This window comes from Pseudomonas sp. SIMBA_068, assembly GCF_046534705.1.
In the GTDB taxonomy this organism is placed as follows: Bacteria; Pseudomonadota; Gammaproteobacteria; order Pseudomonadales; family Pseudomonadaceae; genus Aquipseudomonas; species Aquipseudomonas putida.
The window spans coordinates 132430-152341 of record NZ_JAWRYI010000004.1; the positions used below are offsets into that span (position 1 = coordinate 132430).

The 19912-nt window shown below is 61.9% G+C and carries 19 protein-coding genes; 14 read left to right on the forward strand and 5 right to left on the reverse strand.

The genetic code is table 11. The features are described 5' to 3' along the window. Positions 1-127 precede the first annotated feature (127 nt). From SB756_RS12235 to moaE, 5 genes are all read left to right on the forward strand, one after another. Entirely contained in the window at positions 128-1264 is a 1137-nt protein-coding gene (locus SB756_RS12235) for a polysaccharide deacetylase family protein (RefSeq protein ID WP_341796730.1), read from the forward strand. Between the two features lie 271 nt (positions 1265-1535). Continuing rightward, positions 1536-2930, forward strand: coding sequence for a PhoH family protein (locus tag SB756_RS12240; protein WP_016498013.1), 1395 nt, complete (start codon positions 1536-1538; stop codon positions 2928-2930). A gap of 210 nt (positions 2931-3140) precedes the next feature. Continuing rightward, positions 3141-3611, forward strand: a complete 471-nt coding sequence (gene moaC / locus SB756_RS12245) for a cyclic pyranopterin monophosphate synthase MoaC (RefSeq protein WP_016498014.1) — start codon at positions 3141-3143, stop codon at positions 3609-3611. Continuing rightward, the gene (locus SB756_RS12250; RefSeq protein ID WP_061202735.1) at positions 3611-3856 is read left to right on the forward strand and encodes a MoaD/ThiS family protein; all 246 of its coding nucleotides are present in this window, start codon (positions 3611-3613) and stop codon (positions 3854-3856) included. The genes moaC and SB756_RS12250 overlap by 1 nt, the downstream gene beginning before the upstream one ends. Positions 3857-3858: 2 nt before the next feature. Next, entirely contained in the window at positions 3859-4305 is a 447-nt protein-coding gene (gene moaE, locus SB756_RS12255) for a molybdopterin synthase catalytic subunit MoaE (RefSeq protein ID WP_012274094.1), read from the forward strand. 137 nt (positions 4306-4442) lie between these two features. Here moaE and rhlB read toward each other — a convergent pair whose 3' ends face one another. Both rhlB and SB756_RS12265 read right to left on the reverse strand, forming a co-directional pair. After that, a complete protein-coding gene (gene rhlB / locus SB756_RS12260) occupies positions 4443-5912 on the reverse strand; it encodes an ATP-dependent RNA helicase RhlB (protein WP_341796728.1) in 1470 nt (489 codons plus the stop codon). A 100-nt stretch (positions 5913-6012) separates the two neighbouring features. Continuing rightward, positions 6013-6669 carry an alpha/beta hydrolase gene (locus SB756_RS12265; RefSeq protein WP_341796727.1) on the reverse strand — a complete coding sequence of 219 codons (657 nt, stop codon included), beginning with the start codon at positions 6667-6669 and terminating at the stop codon, positions 6013-6015. Between the two features lie 332 nt (positions 6670-7001). On the opposite strand from SB756_RS12265, the gene SB756_RS12270 reads away from it, so the two are divergent. The 4 genes from SB756_RS12270 to SB756_RS12285 all read left to right on the forward strand — a co-directional run bounded on the left by SB756_RS12270 (position 7002) and on the right by SB756_RS12285 (position 11159). Beyond that, on the forward strand, positions 7002-8030 hold the full coding sequence (locus SB756_RS12270; protein ID WP_043197986.1) for an amino acid ABC transporter substrate-binding protein: 1029 nt from the start codon (positions 7002-7004) through the stop codon (positions 8028-8030). Positions 8031-8097: 67 nt separating this feature from the next. Then, complete coding sequence (locus SB756_RS12275; protein WP_341796726.1) at positions 8098-9276, forward strand: amino acid ABC transporter permease; 1179 nt, start codon at positions 8098-8100, stop codon at positions 9274-9276. A gap of 10 nt (positions 9277-9286) precedes the next feature. After that, complete coding sequence (locus SB756_RS12280; RefSeq protein WP_341796725.1) at positions 9287-10384, forward strand: amino acid ABC transporter permease; 1098 nt, start codon at positions 9287-9289, stop codon at positions 10382-10384. A 10-nt stretch (positions 10385-10394) separates the two neighbouring features. Further along, entirely contained in the window at positions 10395-11159 is a 765-nt protein-coding gene (locus tag SB756_RS12285; protein ID WP_016498022.1) for an amino acid ABC transporter ATP-binding protein, read from the forward strand. A gap of 166 nt (positions 11160-11325) precedes the next feature. Here the strand turns inward: SB756_RS12285 and algW are convergent, their stop codons facing one another. Then, positions 11326-12486 (reverse strand): Do family serine endopeptidase AlgW, encoded by a 1161-nt coding sequence (algW, locus tag SB756_RS12290; RefSeq protein ID WP_063422316.1) that lies wholly within the window; start codon positions 12484-12486, stop codon positions 11326-11328. Positions 12487-12654: 168 nt separating this feature from the next. Here algW and SB756_RS12295 point away from each other — a divergent pair, with 168 nt between their 5' ends. The 3 genes from SB756_RS12295 to cysN all read left to right on the forward strand — a co-directional run bounded on the left by SB756_RS12295 (position 12655) and on the right by cysN (position 16525). Next, positions 12655-13413, forward strand: coding sequence for a Nif3-like dinuclear metal center hexameric protein (locus tag SB756_RS12295; RefSeq protein WP_049274848.1), 759 nt, complete (start codon positions 12655-12657; stop codon positions 13411-13413). A gap of 276 nt (positions 13414-13689) precedes the next feature. Further along, positions 13690-14607 (forward strand): sulfate adenylyltransferase subunit CysD, encoded by a 918-nt coding sequence (gene cysD, locus SB756_RS12300; RefSeq protein ID WP_003251799.1) that lies wholly within the window; start codon positions 13690-13692, stop codon positions 14605-14607. Between the two features lie 16 nt (positions 14608-14623). Continuing rightward, positions 14624-16525 (forward strand): sulfate adenylyltransferase subunit CysN, encoded by a 1902-nt coding sequence (cysN, locus tag SB756_RS12305; protein ID WP_341796724.1) that lies wholly within the window; start codon positions 14624-14626, stop codon positions 16523-16525. A gap of 76 nt (positions 16526-16601) precedes the next feature. Here cysN and SB756_RS12310 read toward each other — a convergent pair whose 3' ends face one another. Beyond that, positions 16602-17081, reverse strand: a complete 480-nt coding sequence (locus SB756_RS12310; RefSeq protein WP_016498026.1) for an Lrp/AsnC family transcriptional regulator — start codon at positions 17079-17081, stop codon at positions 16602-16604. Positions 17082-17208: 127 nt separating this feature from the next. Here SB756_RS12310 and SB756_RS12315 point away from each other — a divergent pair, with 127 nt between their 5' ends. Beyond that, positions 17209-18405, forward strand: a complete 1197-nt coding sequence (locus tag SB756_RS12315) for a methionine gamma-lyase (RefSeq protein ID WP_410910903.1) — start codon at positions 17209-17211, stop codon at positions 18403-18405. Positions 18406-18693: 288 nt separating this feature from the next. On the opposite strand, the gene SB756_RS12320 is transcribed toward SB756_RS12315, so the two are convergent. Continuing rightward, on the reverse strand, positions 18694-19131 hold the full coding sequence (locus tag SB756_RS12320) for a YhcB family protein (RefSeq protein ID WP_016488987.1): 438 nt from the start codon (positions 19129-19131) through the stop codon (positions 18694-18696). A gap of 135 nt (positions 19132-19266) precedes the next feature. On the opposite strand from SB756_RS12320, the gene SB756_RS12325 reads away from it, so the two are divergent. After that, positions 19267-19902 (forward strand): alpha/beta hydrolase, encoded by a 636-nt coding sequence (locus SB756_RS12325; protein ID WP_410910904.1) that lies wholly within the window; start codon positions 19267-19269, stop codon positions 19900-19902. The last annotated feature ends 10 nt before the right edge of the window (positions 19903-19912 follow it).

Sequence of the window (19912 nt, forward strand, 5' to 3'; positions counted from 1 at the left end):
CCTGGCATCGTTGGCCACAGATTCTACGGGCTGGGCGGTGCAAGTCCAAACTATGGCGACGATAGTCACAGACCATGGCCGGTGCAGGCGCTATAGTTCGCGTTTTGCCGTTACGGAGCCTTCCACCGTGCGCATTGCCTTTGCCTTGCTGGCCGCTCTGCTGAGCCTGGCCGTGCAAGCCGCCCCTTTACCCCAGGTGAGCCTGGACCGCAGCCTGTGGCCCGAGCAACTGAACAGCCCGGCGTTGTTCGATGTAGCCTCGCGGGCAGAGATCCTGTCGTTTGCTCAGGTACTGCACGAAAGCGAGTTGCTAGACGACGCAGCGCTGGCGGCGCGGCTTGGGTTACGGCAGATCAACCTGCAGAAGGTACGCCTTGTGCGTGCGCGCATGTGGCAGCGGCTGTGGCAAGGGTATGAACAGGCGCAGCGCAGCTGCGAGCAGGATGCCTCATTCTGCTACCCGGTGACATCAATGGCGGATCTGCGCACGCAAGCCGCGACGTTCGCTGCCGATGTCGGCACGTTCTATACAAACTGGATCGAGCCGAGCCACCAGTTCCATGTGCGTTACCTGGACGAACAACTGCGCAAGGCTGCCTTGCTGCCGCAGACTACCAGTGAGGTGGAGCGGCTTTCTGCGCGGGAGCGCAATGGTGATGAATTGAACGACCGTATGTTCCTGCTGACCTTCGTCGGCGGCCCCGGGCCAGAGGGTGGCAACACCGATCTGCTTGCCGACTACCTGCGCCGGCAGAAGCTTGAAGGCACATTCTTCGTGTTGGGGAACCGCTTACAGCAACGCCGTGACGCCGGGGCGGCAAATGCCTTGCGCCAGGTCTACCGCGGCCAGTGTGTGGGCATTCAGGGTTGGGAATACCGTTCCCATGCCCAGTGGACGGACTGGCAGGACTCGTTGCGGCGCAGCCAGGCACGGGTGCAGGCCGACCTGCCGGCAGAGTATGTGCCGTTGTTCCGGCCACCCTACGGGCAGCGTCGTGCCGATGGCGAGGCGTTCATGGCCAGCCAGCAGCTGCGGGTATCGTTGTGGGATATCGATGCCCTGGACGATGGCGCACTGAGCGCAGAGGCCTCTGCGCAGCGGGTGCTGACCCTGATGCTGCTGTGGCGCAAGGGCGTGATCCAGCTCCATGACAGCCTGCCCAAGGCGCAGCCAGCGGTGGAGTGGTTGCTGCGCAACACCGCCCAGAGCGGCATTGGCTGGGCGGATTGCCGGGATTATGCTTATCGCGAAGAGGGGGTATGACTTCTGAGCGTAGTCCCCTCTGGCTTCGCCGCCAAGGCTTCTTCATCAATCAGAAAAATAAACTTCAAAACACATAAAAATACTTTTTTCGTTCATCGGTTTTGCGGTATGAAGAAACCAGACAGCCGATTCCTGCAGCACAGGTGGCGTCATCCAGGCCCACCTAGCCAGGTTCGCTTCCCGCCCGTAACAACGCGGTGCAGGGGAGACCGGTAGTCACTCTGCGGCGCAACAGACCGCGCCGTGTGGCTTCGACATAAGGTGACCGAGTATGGATGACCAAGGACGCAACCCTTCCTCCAGCAAGCCAATCCTGTATGTGCTCGATACCAACGTCCTGATTCACGACCCCAACGCGTTACTGAACTTCGAGGAGCACCATGTCGCCATCCCGATGACGGTGCTGGAGGAACTCGACAAGCTCAAGACCGGCAAACAGACCATCGCCGCCGAATGCCGCCAGGCCATCCGCCTGATCGACCAGACCCTGGGCGACGCCTCGCCCAACGATGTCGAGCAGGGCGTGCCGATCCAGCGCAACAAGAGCGGGCCCAAAGGCTTCCTGTCCATCCTGATGACCCCGCGCAACGAGCCGAACAAGCTGCTGCCGGAAAACCTCAACGACAACATCATCATCAACCAGCTGCTTGAAGTACGGGCGCGGCGCACCGACCTGGACGTGGTGCTGGTTACCAAAGACATCAACATGCGCTTGAAAGCGCGCGCCTGTGGCATTGCGGCCGAGGACTACAGCACCGACCAGCTGGTGGATGACGTGTCCTTGCTGTCCAAGGGCTACCACTCGGTCACCGGCTCGTTCTGGGACCGGGTCAGCAAGGTTGATACCCGTCAGGAGCGCGGCCGCACCTGGCATCGGGTGCAGATGATCGACAACCTGCCCGCGGTTCACATCAACGAGTTCATCATCGACGAACAGGGCTTCGTCGGCTGGATCAAGGGTATCCGCAACGATGAACTGCTGCTGCTCGACCTGCACCAGGAGCCGCTGCTGCACCAGGAGGCCTGGGGGCTGAAGCCACGCGATATCCACCAGAGCCTGGCGCTGTTCGCGTTGCTCGATCCGGATATCCATCTGGTCAACCTGACTGGCGCGGCCGGTTCCGGCAAGACCATCCTGGCCCTGGCCGCGGCCATCGAGCAGACCATGGTCAGCAAGCGCTACCGGCGCATCATCGCCACCCGCAGCGTGCAGGGGCTGGACCAGGAAATCGGCTTCCTGCCGGGCACCGAGGCCGAGAAGATGGAGCCTTGGCTGGGCGCCATCACCGACAACCTCGAAGCCTTGCACATGGATGACGAAAGCACCCATGGCAGCGTCGAGTACATCCTTGAGCGCGTGCCGTTGCAGTTCAAGTCGCTGAACTACATCCGAGGCCGTAGCTTCCAGCAAAGCCTGATCCTGATCGACGAGTGCCAGAACCTGACGCCGCACCAGATGAAAACCATCATCACCCGTGCCGGCTCCGGTTCCAAGGTGGTCTGCCTGGGCAACCTGGCGCAGATTGACACCCCCTACCTGTCCGCGACCAGCTCGGGCCTGACCTACCTGACCGAGCGCTTCAAGGACTTCCCCCATGGCGTGCACATCACCCTGCAGGGCGTGCCACGCTCGGTGCTGGCCGAGTACGCCGAGTCGCATCTGTAACCTTCACCGCCGGGCGGTTCGCCGCCCGGCCTTCCCTTGTAGGAGCAGCCTTGTGCTGCGAAGAGGCCATTACAGGCATAGCTATTTTCCAGTCATGCCGGCCCTTTCGCAGCACAAGGTTGCTCCTGCAGGTGATGTGCATGCCTCATACCTCTGCTCAAACCTGACCCACAGGTTTACACTGGCTGTTCCCTTCACAGGAGCAGAGCAGTGCTGACACATCTTGATTCCCAGGGGCGGGCCAACATGGTCGACGTCACTGAAAAGGCCGTGACCGAGCGTGAGGCCATCGCCGAGGCGCGGGTGCGCATGTTGCCGCAGACCCTGCAGATGATCGTCGACGGCGAACATCCCAAGGGCGACGTGTTCGCCGTGGCACGCATTGCCGGGATCCAGGCGGCGAAGAAGACCAGCGACCTGATCCCGCTGTGCCACCCGCTGATGCTGACTAGCGTCAAGGTCGAGCTCAGCGCCGAGGGCGAGGACGCCGTGCGTATTGTCGCCCGTTGCAAGCTGGCTGGGCAGACCGGCGTGGAGATGGAAGCACTGACCGCTGCCAGCGTTGCCGCGCTGACGATCTACGACATGTGCAAGGCTGTGGACAAGGGCATGGTCATCGAACAGGTGCGCCTGCTGGAAAAGCTCGGCGGCAAGAGTGGCCACTACAAGGTGCAGGCATGATGAAGGTCAAGGTGATGTACTTCGCCCGCTACCGCGAACTGCTGGGTGTGGATGGCGAGCGTGTAGAAGGCGCGTTCAAGGTGCTGGACGATGTGCGCCAGGCCCTGGTGGGCAAGGGTGGGCACTATGCGGTGCTGGCTGAGCAGAACCTGATGTGCGCGCGCAACGAAGAGCTGTGCAAGCTTGATGAGCCACTGGAAGAGGGTGATGAAGTGGCGTTCTTCCCGCCGGTGACCGGAGGCTGAACATGGCAGTGCGAGTGCAGCAAGGCGCGTTCGACCCGGGCGCCGAGGTTAATGCCATGCATGCGGCCAATGTTGGCGTGGGCGCGGTGGTTGGTTTTGTCGGCTATGTGCGGGATTTCAACGATGGCCGCGAAGTGGCGGGGATGTTCCTTGAACACTACCCGGGCATGACCGAAAAGGCGCTGGCCAAGATCGTTGTCGAGGCCGAGCAGCGCTGGCCGTTGCTCAAGGTGGAGGTGTTGCACCGCATCGGGGCGCTGGAGCCGGGCGAGCCGATCGTGTTTGTCGGTGTGGCCAGTGCCCATCGGCAGGCCGCGTTCGATGCCTGCAACTTCATCATGGACTACCTGAAGACCCGGGCGCCGTTCTGGAAGAAGGAGAATACCGAGGAAGGGCCGCGGTGGGTTGAAGGCAAGCAGAGTGACCAGGATGCGGCGGGGCGCTGGTAGATTTCTGTCTGATGGCCGGGGCTTGCCCCGGTTCGCGGGGCAAGCCCGCTCTCACAGGTAATCCGCAGCTGCCGAAGCCTGTGCAGTACATGTGGGAGCCGGCTTGCCGGCGATTGGGCTGCAAAGCAGCCCCAGCATCAGTGGTGTTTGCGCGGCACTGGCTTTAGCAGTTCATCGGGCGGCATTTCGCACTTGATCTTGCGCCCCAGCAGTTCTTCGATGGCCGGCAACTGATACGAGTCATCCTCCCCGGCAAAACTGATCGACACGCCACTGGCCCCCGCCCGGCCGGTACGGCCAATGCGGTGCACGTAGTCGTCCGGGTCTTCTGGCAGGGTGAAGTTGATCACGTGGCTGATACCATCGATATGGATGCCACGCCCGGCCACGTCGGTGGCCACCAGCACGGTGATGCGCCCCTCGCGGAAGTTTTCCAGGGTGCGGATGCGCTTGTGCTGCGGCACGTCGCCCGACAGCTGGGCGGCATTGATGCCGTCGCGCACCAGTTTTTCCTCGATGCGCCGCACTTCGTCCTTGCGGTTGGCAAACACCATCACCCGTTCCCAGTTGTTCTGGGTCACCAGGTTGTACAGCAGCTTGTACTTGTCGCTGCCAGCCACCGCATACACGTGCTGCTCGACCGTTTCGCTGGCCACGTTTTCCGGTTCGATCTCGACGATGGCCGGGTTGGTGGTCCATTGCTTCGCCAGGTTCATCACGTCGTCGGTGAAGGTGGCGGAGAACAGCAGGGTCTGGCGCTCGCTTTTCGGCGGCGTCTGGCGAATGATCTGGCGTACCTGGGGGATAAAGCCCATGTCGAGCATGCGGTCGGCTTCGTCCAGCACCATCACCTCGACCATGTCCAGGTGCACCTCGCCGCGCTGGTTGAAGTCCAGCAGGCGGCCTGGGGTAGCTACGAGGATGTCGCAGTGGCGTGCTTCAAGGGCCTTCAGTTGCTTGTCGAAGTCCATGCCGCCGACGAAGCTCATGACGTTCAGCCCGGTGTACTTGGTCAGCGCAGCGGCGTCCTTGGCAATCTGCACCACCAGCTCGCGGGTAGGCGCGATGATCAGCGCACGCGGTTCGCCCATGTAGCGTTCCTTGGGCGGTGGCGTCTGCTGCAGCTGGGAAATGATCGAAATCAAAAACGCCGCAGTCTTGCCGGTACCGGTCTGTGCCCGGCCGATGGCGTCCTGGCCACGCAGGGTATAACCCAGCACCTGCGCCTGGATCGGCGTGCAGTACGGGAAGCCCAGGTCGTGGATGGCGTGCATCAGCTCGTTGGACAGTTTGAAGTCGTGGAAGCGGGTCTTGCCTTCCTGCGGCTCGACCACGAAGTCTTCCGGCTTCCACAGGCTGGCCTGCGGCTTGGGCTTGCGCTCGCGACGCGGTTTGTCCTTGCCCGCTTTGTCGGCAGGTGGCGTAGCGGTAGCGGTTGCGGTTTGTTCAGCCTCGGGGGCGGTGTTGGCATGCGGTACGGCCGGTTTTGCTGCGGGCCGGGCCTCTCTGGCGGGTGCGGGCGCAGGCGGCGTCACGCTGGCAGCAGGAGCGACGGCCTGTGGCGCGGCGTCTCCCTTGCCGAATATTTTCTTGAGTGCTTTGAGCACGATCGTCTCATCAACTGATTAAGGAATGTACGCCGGGCAGTGTAATGCAAGATCCGGGCGCGGCGTAGCGGAATACTCCCACAACTACAAGAGAGCCAGCCTATTGCAGTTGCTCGCTGAGCCAGTTGTGGATGTCGTTCAGTTCTTCGACTACCACTTCGTGTTCCATCGGGTATTCGTACCAGCGGGCGGCGACGCCCCAGGTGTTCAGGTACTCGAAGGCGGTGCGGCCCATGGACGGGATCACCACCGGGTCATGCACACCATGCAGGCACAGGGCCGGGGTGCGCTGCTGACAGGCACTCAACTGGTGCGCGTCATTGAAGGTGGGGGCATAGGTGGACAGGGCAATTACCCCGCCCAGTGCTTCTTGCCACTTTATATAGGCAGTGTGCAGCACCACCGCGCCACCCTGGGAGAAGCCGGCCAGGAAGATCCGCGACAGGTTGATGCCTTTGGCCTGCTCAGCCTTGATCAGGGCAACCACTTGCTCGGCCGACGCTTCCAGCTGCGCTTCGTCAATGGCGCGGGCCGGGGTCATGGCCTTGATGTCATACCAGCTGGGCATGGCATACCCGCCATTTATGGTAACTGGACGGGTCGGGGCCTGGGGCATGATGAAGCGGGTGCCGAGCAGACGCTCCTGCATGAATTCGGCCACAGGTAGGAAGTCGTAACGGTCGGCCCCCAGACCGTGCAACCAGATCACACAGGCGTCAGCGGTTTTCTGTGGTTCGAGAATCAGCGGGTTGGTCATGACTGCTCCGAAAGTGTGCGGGTCTTGTTATGGCGTGCGTGAAAAGAAGGCGCTGGAAATGATTGTCGGAAAAAGAATGTCGCAACGATACAACTTTCCCTACTTGACGAGCGCTTAAACGCTACAGCCACAGAATCTGGTACGCGCTTTGCAATTCAATCTGTGATGCAAAGGGCAGGCCGAGACGGTAACACCCTTTGTACGCGAAGGCTGTCACAGAACAGTCCATTGCGCCAATTGACCCAATAACAAGCCAATACGGGTCGGATACGCCTCAAAAGGGTGCGGTGCAATTCCGGCTCGATACAACAAGAGCGATTTGGAGGTTGTGAATGAAGATGTTGAAAACCACCCTGGCAGTCCTGACCGCTGCCGCCGCACTGGGCGCCGTGAGCACTGCCCAGGCCGGCGCCACCCTCGATGCGGTAAAGAAGAAGGGCTTCGTCCAGTGTGGCGTGAGCGACGGTCTTCCGGGCTTCTCGGTACCTGATGCGCAGGGCAAGATCGTCGGTATCGACGCCGATGTCTGTCGCGCCGTGGCCGCCGCCGTGTTCGGCGACGCGACCAAGGTCAAGTTCAGCCAGCTCAACGCCAAGGAACGCTTCACCGCCCTGCAGTCGGGCGAGGTCGACGTGCTATCGCGCAACACCACCTGGACCAGTTCGCGCGATGCCGGCATGGGCCTGGTGTTTGCCGGTGTCACCTACTACGACGGCGTTGGCTTCCTGGTCAACAAGAAGCTGGGTGTATCCAGTGCCAAGGAGCTTGATGGCGCAACCATCTGTATCCAGGCCGGTACCACCACCGAGCTGAACGTGTCGGACTTCTTCCGCGCCAATAACCTCAAGTACACCCCGATCACCTTCGACACCTCGGACGAAAGCGCCAAGTCGCTGGAGTCGGGCCGTTGCGACGTGCTGACCTCGGACAAGTCGCAGCTGTTCGCCCAGCGTTCCAAGCTGGCAGCGCCGACCGACTACGTGGTGCTGCCGGAAACCATCTCCAAGGAGCCGCTGGGCCCGGTGGTGCGTAAAGGCGACGAGGAGTGGTTCAGCATCGTCAAGTGGACCCTGTTCGCCATGCTCAACGCCGAAGAGGCGGGCGTCACCTCGAAGAATGTCGAGGCCGAAGCCAAAGGCACCAAAAACCCTGACGTCGCCCGCCTGCTGGGTGCGGATGGTGAGTACGGCAAGGACCTCAAGCTGCCCAAAGACTGGGTAGTTCAGATCGTCAAGCAAGTCGGCAACTACGGCGAAGTGTTCGAGAAGAACCTGGGCCAGAGCACCGACCTGAAGATCGACCGTGGCATGAACGCCCTGTGGAACAACGGCGGCATCCAGTACGCGCCACCTGTGCGCTGATGGTTGCATCCTGCGGCGGCATCCCGCCGCCGCAGGCTGTTCGAATCCCTACTGTCCGGGGCACTTCATGCAAAATCAAATCGGCGCACCCAAGGGCTTGTCCCTTAACGATCCGCGTGTGCGCGCGTGGCTGTTCCAGATCCTCACGATCGTCTTCGTGGTCGGCCTGGGCTGGTACCTGTTCCACAACACACAAACCAACCTGCAACACCGGGGTATCACCTCGGGCTTCGATTTCCTCGACCGCAGTGCAGGCTTCGGCATCGCCCAGCACCTGATCCCCTATGTGGAATCCGACAGCTATGCGCGGGTGTTCGTCATCGGCCTGCTCAATACCCTGCTGGTGACCTTCATCGGCGTCATCCTGGCGACCATTCTGGGCTTCATCATCGGTGTGGCTCGCCTGTCACCCAACTGGATGATCAACAAACTGGCGACCGTGTATGTGGAAACCTTCCGCAACATCCCGCCGTTGCTGCAGATCCTGTTCTGGTACTTCGCCGTGTTCCTGACGCTGCCGGGACCGCGGGGCAGCATCAACATCGACGATATGTTCTTCATCAGCAACCGTGGCCTGAACATGCCTGGCGCATCCATGGCTGATGGCTTCTGGCCATTCATCATTGCCCTGGTGGTGGCAATTGCCGCCATTGTCGTGATGGTGCGCCTGGCCAACAAGCGCTTCGACGAGACTGGCGTGCCGTTCCACAAGTTCTGGGTGGGGCTGGCGCTGCTGCTGGTCATCCCGGGCCTGAGCGTGCTGTTGTTCGGCAGCCCGGTCAGCTGGGAAGTGCCGCAGCTCAAGGGCTTCAACTTCGTCGGTGGCTGGGTGCTGATCCCCGAGCTGCTGGCGCTGACCTTGGCGCTGACTATCTATACGGCAGCCTTCATTGCTGAAATCGTGCGTTCCGGCATCCGTTCGGTCAGCCATGGTCAGACCGAAGCCGCGCGCTCGCTGGGCCTGCGCGAGGGGCCGACCCTGCGCAAGGTGATCATTCCCCAGGCACTGCGGGTGATCATTCCGCCGCTGACCAGCCAGTACCTGAACCTGGCGAAGAACTCCTCGCTGGCGGCCGGTATCGGTTACCCGGAGATGGTCTCGCTGTTCGCCGGCACCGTGCTCAATCAGACCGGCCAGGCCATTGAGGTGATTGCGATCACCATGAGTGTCTATCTCGCCATCAGCATCAGCATTTCGCTGCTGATGAACTGGTACAACAAGCGCATAGCGCTGATCGAGCGGTGAGGATACGCCCGTGAATGCCCATGTTTTCAAACCCGATATGCCGCCACCGGTGAAAACCGTCGGCGTGCTCGCATGGATGCGTGCCAATCTGTTCTCCAGCTGGCACAACACGCTGTTGACCCTGCTCGCCATCTACCTGGTATGGCTGATCGTGCCACCGCTGCTGCAGTGGGCGTTGATCGACGCCAACTGGGTCGGCACCACCCGCGCCGACTGCACCAAGGAGGGCGCCTGCTGGGTGTTCGTGCAGCAGCGCTTTGGCCAGTTCATGTACGGCTACTACCCGGCCGAGCTGCGCTGGCGGGTGGACCTGACGGTGTGGCTTGCCGTCATCGGCGCTGCGCCGCTGTTCATCAAGCGCTTCCCGCGCAAGGCCTTCTACGGCCTGGGCTTCCTGGTGCTGTACCCGATACTGGCCTACACCCTGCTGCACGGTGGGTACCTGGGCCTGGAAAGCGTACCGACAAGCCAGTGGGGCGGGTTGATGCTGACCCTGGTGATCGCCACCGTGGGTATTGTCGGCGCCTTGCCGCTGGGCATCCTGCTGGCCCTGGGCCGGCGTTCGAGGATGCCGGCCGTGAAGGTGGTGTGCGTGACCTTCATCGAGTTCTGGCGCGGCGTGCCGTTGATTACCGTGCTGTTCATGTCGTCGGTGATGCTGCCGTTGTTCCTGCCCGAAGGCATGAGCTTCGACAAGCTGCTGCGGGCAATGATCGGCGTGATCCTGTTCCAGTCGGCGTATATCGCCGAGGTGGTGCGCGGCGGTCTGCAGGCCATCCCCAAGGGCCAGTACGAAGCCGCTGCGGCCATGGGCCTGGGCTACTGGCGCTCGATGGGCCTGGTGATTCTGCCGCAGGCGCTCAAGCTGGTGATCCCCGGCATCGTCAACACCTTCATTGCCTTGTTCAAGGACACCAGCCTGGTGATCATCATCGGCCTGTTCGACCTGCTGAACAGCGTCAAGCAAGCTGCCGCCGACCCGGCCTGGCTGGGCATGGCTACCGAGGGCTATGTGTTCGCCGCCCTGGTGTTCTGGATTTTCTGTTTCGGTATGTCCCGCTACTCCATGCACCTGGAGCGCAAGCTGGACACTGGCCACAAGCGTTAGGAGTTTCGAAATGAGTGAAGCGATCAAGCAGCCTGCCGGCCCCGAAGGCATCATCCAGATGCAGGGTGTGAACAAGTGGTACGGCCAGTTCCATGTGCTCAAGGACATCAACCTGAACGTGCGCCAGGGCGAGCGCATCGTGCTGTGCGGGCCGTCCGGCTCGGGCAAGTCCACCACCATCCGTTGCCTCAACCGCCTGGAAGAGCACCAGCAGGGGCGTATCGTGGTCGATGGCGTCGAGCTGACCAACGACCTCAAGCAGATCGAGGCCATCCGCCGCGAAGTGGGCATGGTGTTCCAGCACTTCAACCTGTTCCCGCACCTGAGCATTCTGGAAAACTGCACCCTGGCGCCCATGTGGGTGCGCAAGATGCCGCGGCGCAAGGCCGAGGAAATTGCCATGCATTATCTGGAGCGTGTGCGTATTCCCGAGCAGGCACACAAGTACCCGGGGCAGTTGTCGGGTGGCCAGCAGCAGCGTGTGGCCATTGCCCGTGCGCTGTGCATGAAGCCGAAGATCATGCTGTTCGACGAGCCGACCTCGGCGCTGGACCCGGAAATGGTCAAGGAAGTGCTCGATACCATGGTGGGCCTGGCCGAAGACGGCATGACCATGCTCTGCGTGACCCACGAGATGGGCTTTGCCCGCACCGTGGCGAACCGGGTGATCTTCATGGACAAGGGGGAGATCGTGGAGCAGGCGGCGCCGGATGACTTCTTCGACCGGCCGCGCAGTGACCGGACCAGGTTGTTCCTGAGCCAGATCCTGCATTGAGGCAACTGGTGCTGCACTATTGAGGGGGCTGTCGCGATCCCTGTAGGAGCGGCCTTGTGCCGCGAAAGGGCCGCGCAGCGGCCCCAGGGTTTCAGCTTCGCCGCTGATATGGCTGGGGCCGCCATGCGGCCCTTTCGCGGCACAAGGCCGCTTCTACACGGGAGGGTTACTTTTCTTCTTGCGTTGCAGCCGGCGCCGGTGGCGGCCGCAGCCCCACCTCGGCAATCAGCTTCAGCTGCTGCCCATTGCGCATCACCTCGATGGTGATCTTGTCGGTGGGCTTGATCCGCGCCACCTGGTTCATCGACTTGCGCCCGTCACCGGCCGGTTCGCCGTTGATGCTCAGGATCACGTCACCCAGTTGCAACCCGGCCTTGGCCGCCGGCCCTTCGCGGAAGATACCGGCCACCACGATACCCGGGCGGTCCTTCATGCCGAACGATTCGGCCAGCTCCTGGCTCAGCGGCTGCACCTCGATGCCCAGCCAGCCACGGATCACCTGGCCGTGCTCGACGATCGACTTCATCACCTCCAGTGCCAGTTTCACCGGGATGGCGAAGCCGATGCCCTGCGAACCGCCGGACTTGGAGAAGATCGCGGTGTTGATGCCGACCAGGTTGCCACTGGCATCGACCAGTGCGCCGCCCGAGTTGCCGGGGTTGATCGCTGCGTCGGTCTGGATGAAGTCTTCGTAGTTGTTCAGGCCCAGCTGGTTACGGCCGGTGGCACTGATGATGCCCATGGTCACGGTTTGGCCGACCCCGAACGGGTTGCCGATGGCCAGCGACACGTCGCCGATGTGGATGGTGTCGGAACGGCCGATGGTGATCGCCGGCAGGTTCTTCAGGTCGATCTTCAGCACCGCCAGGTCGGTTTCCGGGTCGCTGCCGATCACGCGGGCCAGGGTTTCGCGGCCATCTTTCAGGGCCACGACGATCTGGTCGGCGCCGCTGGTGACATGGTTGTTGGTCAGCAGGTAGCCCTCGGGGCTCATGATCACCGCCGAGCCCAGGCTCGATTCCCAACGGCGTTGCTTGGGCAGGTTGTCGCCGAAGAAACGGCGGAACTGCGGGTCTTCGAACAGCGGATGGGCGCTTTTGTTCACCACTTTGGTGGTGTACAGGTTGACCACGGCGGGGGCGGCCAGTGTCACGGCGTCGGCATACGACACCGGGCCCTGCATGATCCGCGTGGTCTGCGGTGCCTGTTGCAGGTTGACGTCCTGGCTGGGCAGGCCTACCCACTCCGGGAAGCGCTGGATGATCAGCATGGCGATCAGTACGCCGGTTAGCAGGGGCCAGCCAAAGTAACGCAAAGCCTTGAACATGAACGAATCCTGGAAAGAGCGAGGGCCAGTGGCCGCGCAGTGGGGCATGAGCGCGCGCGATCATACACCGGTTCCCCCAGTGCCGGCGACGGCCCATAATGGCCGGCATTATACGGGCGTTCCATTGGCGTTGCGCCCGAGAAAAGCGAAGTTTTCGAGGAGATTTTCATGGCCGTCGCTCTAAACATCCTGGTCGAGGAAGCCGAGCGTTACCTGGGCAGCGCGAAGATCCAGGATTATTGCCCCAATGGCCTGCAAGTGGAGGGCCGGCCGCAGGTCAGTCGTATCGTCAGCGGCGTTACTGCCAGCCAGGCGTTGCTGGATGCTGCGGTCGAGGCCCAGGCCGACCTGGTGCTGGTGCACCATGGTTACTTCTGGAAGGGTGAGAACCCGTGCATTACCGGTATCCGCCAGCGTCGCCTGAAAACCTTGCTGAACAACGACATCAGCCTGCTGGCGTTTCACCTGCCGCTGGATGTGCATCCGGAGGTAGGCAACAACGTGCAGTTGGCGCGGCAACTGGACATCACCGTCGAAGGCCCGCTGGACCCGGAGAACCCCAAGGTGGTGGGGTTGGTCGGCTCACTGGCTGAACCTGTGACTGCGCGCGATTTTGCCCGGCGGGTTCAGGAAGTGCTGGGGCGTGAGCCGTTGCTGGTGGACGGCGAGCAGATGATCCGCAGGGTCGGCTGGTGCACCGGTGGCGGGCAGGGTTACATCGACACGGCGATTGCCGCCGGGGTGGACCTGTACCTGACCGGCGAGGCGTCGGAGCAGACCTACCACAGCGCGCGCGAGAATGGCGTCAGCTTCATTGCTGCCGGGCACCATGCCACCGAGCGTTACGGGGTGCAGGCGCTGGGCGATTACCTTGCGCGGCGGTTTGCCGTGGAGCACCTGTTCATCGATTGCCCCAATCCCATCTGAGGCTTTCGGAGTTGCATGCGGTTCGTTGTAGGAGCAGCCTTGTGCTGCGAAGGGTCGACGCAAGCAATAGATCCCTATCTGCTGTACCGGCCTCTTCGCAGCACAAGGCTGCTCCTGCAGGGCTCGGTGCTGGGCAGGCAGAGCCCAAACCCGCAGTCATATCGTTAGACCTTTTCGATCTAGCCCGCCTCCTAAATAGAAGCAGCCGCTGTGATAAAGTGGCTCGCTCGAACACGGCCCGCAGGCCGTCCATAAGATCGTTTTTCGTGAGTAGCCATGGTCGACAAACTGACGCACTTGAAACAGCTGGAGGCGGAAAGCATCCACATTATCCGCGAGGTGGCCGCCGAGTTCGACAACCCGGTGATGCTGTACTCGATCGGCAAGGATTCCGCCGTGATGCTGCACCTGGCGCGCAAGGCCTTCTTCCCGGGCAAGCTGCCGTTCCCGGTGATGCACGTCGACACCCAGTGGAAATTCCAGGAGATGTACAGCTTCCGCGACAAGATGGTCGAGGAAATGGGCCTGGAACTGATCACCCACGTCAACCCTGAGGGTGTGGCGCAGGGCATCAACCCGTTCACCCATGGCAGCTCCAAGCACACCGACATCATGAAGACCCAGGGCTTGAAGCAGGCACTGGACAAGCATGGTTTCGACGCCGCCTTCGGTGGCGCGCGCCGCGACGAAGAGAAGTCGCGGGCCAAAGAGCGTGTGTATTCGTTCCGCGACAGCAAGCACCGCTGGGACCCGAAAAACCAGCGCCCCGAGCTGTGGAACGTTTACAACGGCAAGGTCAACAAGGGCGAGTCGATCCGCGTCTTCCCGCTGTCGAACTGGACCGAGCTGGACATCTGGCAGTACATCTACCTTGAAGGCATCCCGATCGTGCCGCTGTACTTCGCCGCCGAGCGTGAAGTCATCGAGAAGAACGGCACCCTGATCATGATCGACGACGAGCGCATCCTCGAGCACCTTTCCGAGGAAGAGAAGGCCCGTATCGTCAAGAAGAAGGTGCGTTTCCGTACCCTCGGTTGCTACCCGTTGACGGGTGCTGTCGAGTCGGAAGCAGAAACGCTGACCGACATCATTCAGGAAATGCTCCTGACGCGCACTTCCGAGCGCCAGGGCCGGGTCATCGACCACGATGGCGCCGGTTCCATGGAAGACAAAAAACGTCAGGGCTACTTCTAATTTTCAGGGTTACTCCATGTCGCACCAATCCGATTTGATCAGCGAAGACATCCTCGCTTATCTGGCTCAGCACGAGCGCAAAGAACTGCTGCGTTTCCTCACCTGCGGCAACGTGGATGACGGCAAGAGCACCCTGATCGGGCGCCTGCTGCACGATTCGAAGATGATCTACGAGGACCACCTCGAAGCCATCACCCGTGATTCGAAGAAAGTCGGCACCACCGGCGAAGAAATCGACCTGGCATTGCTGGTCGACGGCCTGCAGGCCGAGCGTGAGCAGGGCATCACCATCGATGTCGCCTACCGCTACTTCTCCACCGCCAAGCGCAAGTTCATCATCGCCGACACCCCGGGCCACGAGCAGTACACCCGCAACATGGCCACCGGTGCGTCCACCTGCGACCTGGCGATCATCCTGGTCGATGCCCGCTACGGCGTGCAGACCCAGACCCGTCGCCACAGCTACATTGCCTCGCTGCTGGGCATCAAGCACATCGTGGTCGCAATCAACAAGATGGACCTGAAGGGCTTCGATGAAGGCGTATTCGAGTCGATCAAGGCCGACTACCTGAAGTTTGCCGAAGCCATCAACCTGACCCCGAGCAGCCTGCACTTCGTTCCAATGTCGGCGCTCAAGGGCGACAACGTGGTCAACCATAGCGAGCGTTCGCCGTGGTACACCGGCCCGACGCTGATGGAAATCCTCGAAACTGTCGAGGTTGCGGCCGACCGCAACTTCACCGACCTGCGCTTCCCGGTGCAGTACGTGAACCGCCCGAACCTGAACTTCCGCGGCTTCGCCGGCACCATTGCCAGCGGCGTGGTGCACAAGGGCGACGAAATCGTCGTGCTGCCGTCGGGCAAGAGCAGCCGCGTCAAGTCCATCGTCACCTACGAAGGTGAACTGGAAAACGCCGGCCCAGGCCAGGCCGTGACCCTGACCATGGAAGACGAGATCGACATCTCCCGTGGCGACCTGCTGGTACATGCCGACAACGTACCGCCGGTGACCGACCAGTTCGATGCCATGCTGGTGTGGATGGCCGAAGAGCCAATGCTCCCGGGCAAGAAGTACGACATCAAGCGCGCCACCAGCTACGTGCCGGGCTCGATTGCCAGCATCACCCACAAGGTCGATGTGAACACCCTGGAGCAGGGCGCTGCCAGCGCACTGCAACTGAACGAGATCGGCCGCGTGAAAGTTGCGCTGGACGCCTCGATCGCCCTGGACGGCTACGACAGCAACCGCACCACCGGTGCGTTCATCGTGATCGACCGCCTGACCAACGGCACCGTCGGCGCCGGCATGATCATCGCTCCGCCTGTTCTGCCACACGGCAGCACCGGCCAGCATGGCAAGCAGGCCCACGTGTCTACCGAAGAGCGCGCCCTGCGCTTCGGCCAGCAGCCAGCCACCGTGCTGTTCAGCGGCCTGTCCGGCGCTGGCAAGAGCACCTTGGCCTATGCCGTGGAGCGCAAGCTGTTCGACATGGGCCGTGCGGTATACGTGCTCGACGGCCAGAACCTGCGCCACGACCTGAACAAGGGTTTGCCGCAAGACCGCGCCGGTCGCACCGAAAACTGGCGCCGCGCCGCCCATGTGGCGCGCCAGTTCAACGAAGCCGGCCTGCTGACCCTGGCTGCGTTCGTGGCCCCGGATGCCGAAGGCCGCGAACAGGCCAAGGCCCTGATCGGCAAAGAGCGCCTGGTGACCGTTTACGTCCAGGCCTCGCCGCTGGCTTGCCGCGAGCGCGACCCGCAAGGCCTGTACGCTGCCGGTGGCGAAAACATCCCGGGCGAAAGCTTCCCGTTCGATGTGCCGCTGGATGCAGACCTTGTGATCGACACCCAGGCCACTAGCGTGGACGAAGGTGTGAAACTGGTGCTGGACGTACTGCGCCAGCGTGGCGCTATCTAAGCGCTGGCCAGCAGGAAAAACCCCGCTTCGGCGGGGTTTTTTTATTTCTCGCTCCCGCAGGTGCTGCGTATCCGGTTCAGATATGTTTTTCCGACACCGGAATCACCCGCCGCTCCTTCACCGCCTTGTAGGAAAAACTCGAATAGATCTCCTTCACCCCCGGCAGCCGCTGCAGCACTTCGCGGGTGAACTCCCCGAACGACTCCAGGTCCCGGGCCAGGATCTCCAGCAAAAAGTCATAGCGCCCGGAGATGTTGTGGCAGGCCACGATTTCGGGGATTTCCATAAGCCGCTGCTCAAACGCCAGCGCCATGTCCTTGGTGTGCGAGTCCATCATGATGCTGACGAACGCGGTCACGCCAAACCCCAGCGACTTGGGCGAGAGGATGGCCTGGTAGCCAGTGATATAGCCGTTGTCTTCCAGCAGCTTGACCCGGCGCCAGCAGGGCGAGGTGGTCAATGCCACCTGGTCGGCAAGTTCGGCGACGGTGAGGCGGGCGTTGTCCTGCAAGGCGGCGAGCAGGGCGCGGTCGGTGCGGTCGAGGCTTGAAGGCATGTTTTGCCCTCCTGGTCCGTTAATTGTTGTTTTTGTTCCAGCAAGCACGCAGATGCGTGGGCTATTTTGGAAAAAATCGGGCAGCTCGGTGGCATAAGCTTATAACAAACCACAAGAGGCTGTTGCCATGCGCGGCTCCCCTAACAACACCGGTTTTTCCACACGGGCCATTCACCATGGCTACGACCCGCTTTCCCACGGTGGTGCCCTGGTGCCGCCGGTGTACCAGACCGCTACCTATGCCTTCCCGACTGTCGAATACGGCGCTGCGTGCTTCGCCGGGGAGGAGGCGGGGCACTTCTATAGCCGCATCTCCAACCCCACCTTGGCCTTGCTCGAGCAACGCATGGCCTCGCTGGAGGGTGGTGAGGCGGGATTGGCGCTGGCGTCGGGGATGGGGGCCATTACTTCGACGCTCTGGACCCTGCTGCGGCCTGGTGATGAGCTGATCGTGGGGCGCACCTTGTATGGCTGCACCTTCGCGTTCCTGCACCATGGCATTGGCGAGTTCGGGGTCAAGATCCACCATGTCGACCTTAACGATGCCAAGGCACTGAAAGCGGCGATCAACAGCAAAACGCGGATGATCTACTTCGAAACACCGGCCAACCCCAACATGCAACTGGTGGATATAGCGGCGGTCGTCGAGGCGGTGCGGGGGAGTGATGTGCTTGTGGTGGTCGACAACACCTACTGCACGCCCTACCTGCAGCGGCCACTGGAACTGGGGGCGGACCTGGTGGTGCATTCGGCGACCAAGTACCTCAGTGGCCATGGGGACATCACCGCAGGCCTGGTGGTGGGGCGCAAGGCGCTGGTCGACCGGATTCGCCTTGAAGGGCTCAAAGACATGACCGGGGCTGTGCTGTCGCCGCATGACGCCTCGCTATTGATGCGCGGTATCAAGACCTTGGCTCTGCGCATGGACCGCCACTGCGCCAATGCGTTGCAGGTTGCGCAGTTTCTGGCTCGGCAGCCGCAGGTGGAGCTGATTCACTACCCAGGGTTGCCGTCGTTTGCCCAGTACGAACTGGCACAGCGGCAGATGCGTCTGCCGGGCGGGATGATTGCCTTTGAGCTCAAGGGGGGGATAGAGGCAGGGCGGCGTTTCATGAATGCGCTGCAGCTTTTTGCCCGGGCAGTGAGCCTGGGGGATGCGGAGTCGCTGGCTCAGCACCCGGCGAGCATGACGCACTCCAGTTACACGCCACAAGAGCGGGCGCATCACGGGATATCAGAGGGGCTGGTGAGGTTGTCAGTGGGGCTGGAGGATGTGGAGGACCTGCTGGCAGATATCGAGGTGGCGTTGAAGGCGTGTGCATGACCTTGCCTTGCAGGATCGGGAATACTTGCCCAATGCCTTACGGGATCAGGCGATGGCACTTTGGATGAGCTGGTGAATTGGCCGGCTTATCCAAGAGGAGTTTGACAATGAGCGTATTCCCGAAATACATCGACCTGTTCATTTGCCGCAGTGGCGGTGACGATGATGAAGGTGGCCAGTCCTGGCGCAAGCCTTGATCTGAACTGGGAACCCCGCACTGGCGGGGTTCTCTTGGCGATTCAAAGCACAAAAAAGGCCTCTTGCGAGGCCTTTTTCATGTTCAGCAGATCAACGCTTGAGCCCGTAGCTCTCATCGAGCATGCCCGGCGAATTTGGCGCTTTTGGCGCATAGTCGCGCGGCACTTCGGCGGTGTCTTTCGGTGGGGTCAGGCGGTCACGCGGGCCTTGCGGCGCTTCGGAATGCAGTGCAGCCAGCAGGCGCTGGCGAGTGACTTCATCGAGGGCCAGGCTGTTGGCGCCTTCGGCCAGGTGATCCTGTACGTCCTGGTAGCTCTGGGTCAGTTTCTTGACCAGCATGGCGGTGCTGTTGAAGTGGGTGACCACTTCGTTCTGGTAGCTGTCGAAGCGCTTCTGGATGTCATCCAGTTGGCGCTGGGTGTTGCTCGGCGCCGCGTTGGGCAGCAGGCGGGCAACAATGAAACCGACCGCCACACCGATGACCAGGGCCAGGGTTGGCAACAACCAAACAAGGAGCGAGAGTTCCACGAGTCCTTCCTCTATAAACGGCTTTGCTTTACGTTAACGGCTCAGACCTGCGCTGTATACCGCGAGCGATCGCAAATCAGAACAGAATTCCTCACCTAGACGAATCGACCCTTCCCGAGGTCACGGAGTAGTGCCTTGCTTGTCCGCGAAACCCCCTTGTTCATCGATGGCCCCAGCGGCCAGCTGGAAGCCTTGTACCTGGACGTGGCCGATGCCCGTGGCGCGGTGCTGATCTGCCACCCCAACCCGGTCCAGGGCGGCACCATGCTCAACAAGGTGGTCTCGACCCTGCAACGCACCGCCCGCGATGCCGGCTATGTGACCCTGCGTTTCAACTACCGTGGCGTCGGCCAGAGCGCCGGTAGCCATGACATGGGGGCCGGCGAAGTGGCCGATGCCGAGGCCGCCGCCGCCTGGCTGCGTGCCAGGCACCCCGACCTGCCACTGGTGCTGATGGGCTTCTCGTTCGGCGGTTTCGTTGCCACCAGCCTGGCCGGCCGCCTGGAAGCCGCCGGGGTAACGCTGCAACAATTGTTCATGATTGCCCCGGCAGTCATGCGCCTGACGGCCGAATTCCCGCTGCCACAGCACTGCCCGATCACCGTGGTGCAGCCAGATGCCGACGAAGTGGTCGCGCCGCAGTTGGTTTACGAATGGTCCGATAGCCTGTCGCGCCCCCATGAGCTGCTGAAAGTGGCAGAATGCGGACACTTCTTCCATGGCAAGCTGACCGATCTGAAGGATCTGCTGCTGCCGCGCCTTTCGAACTGAGCCAAGCCTG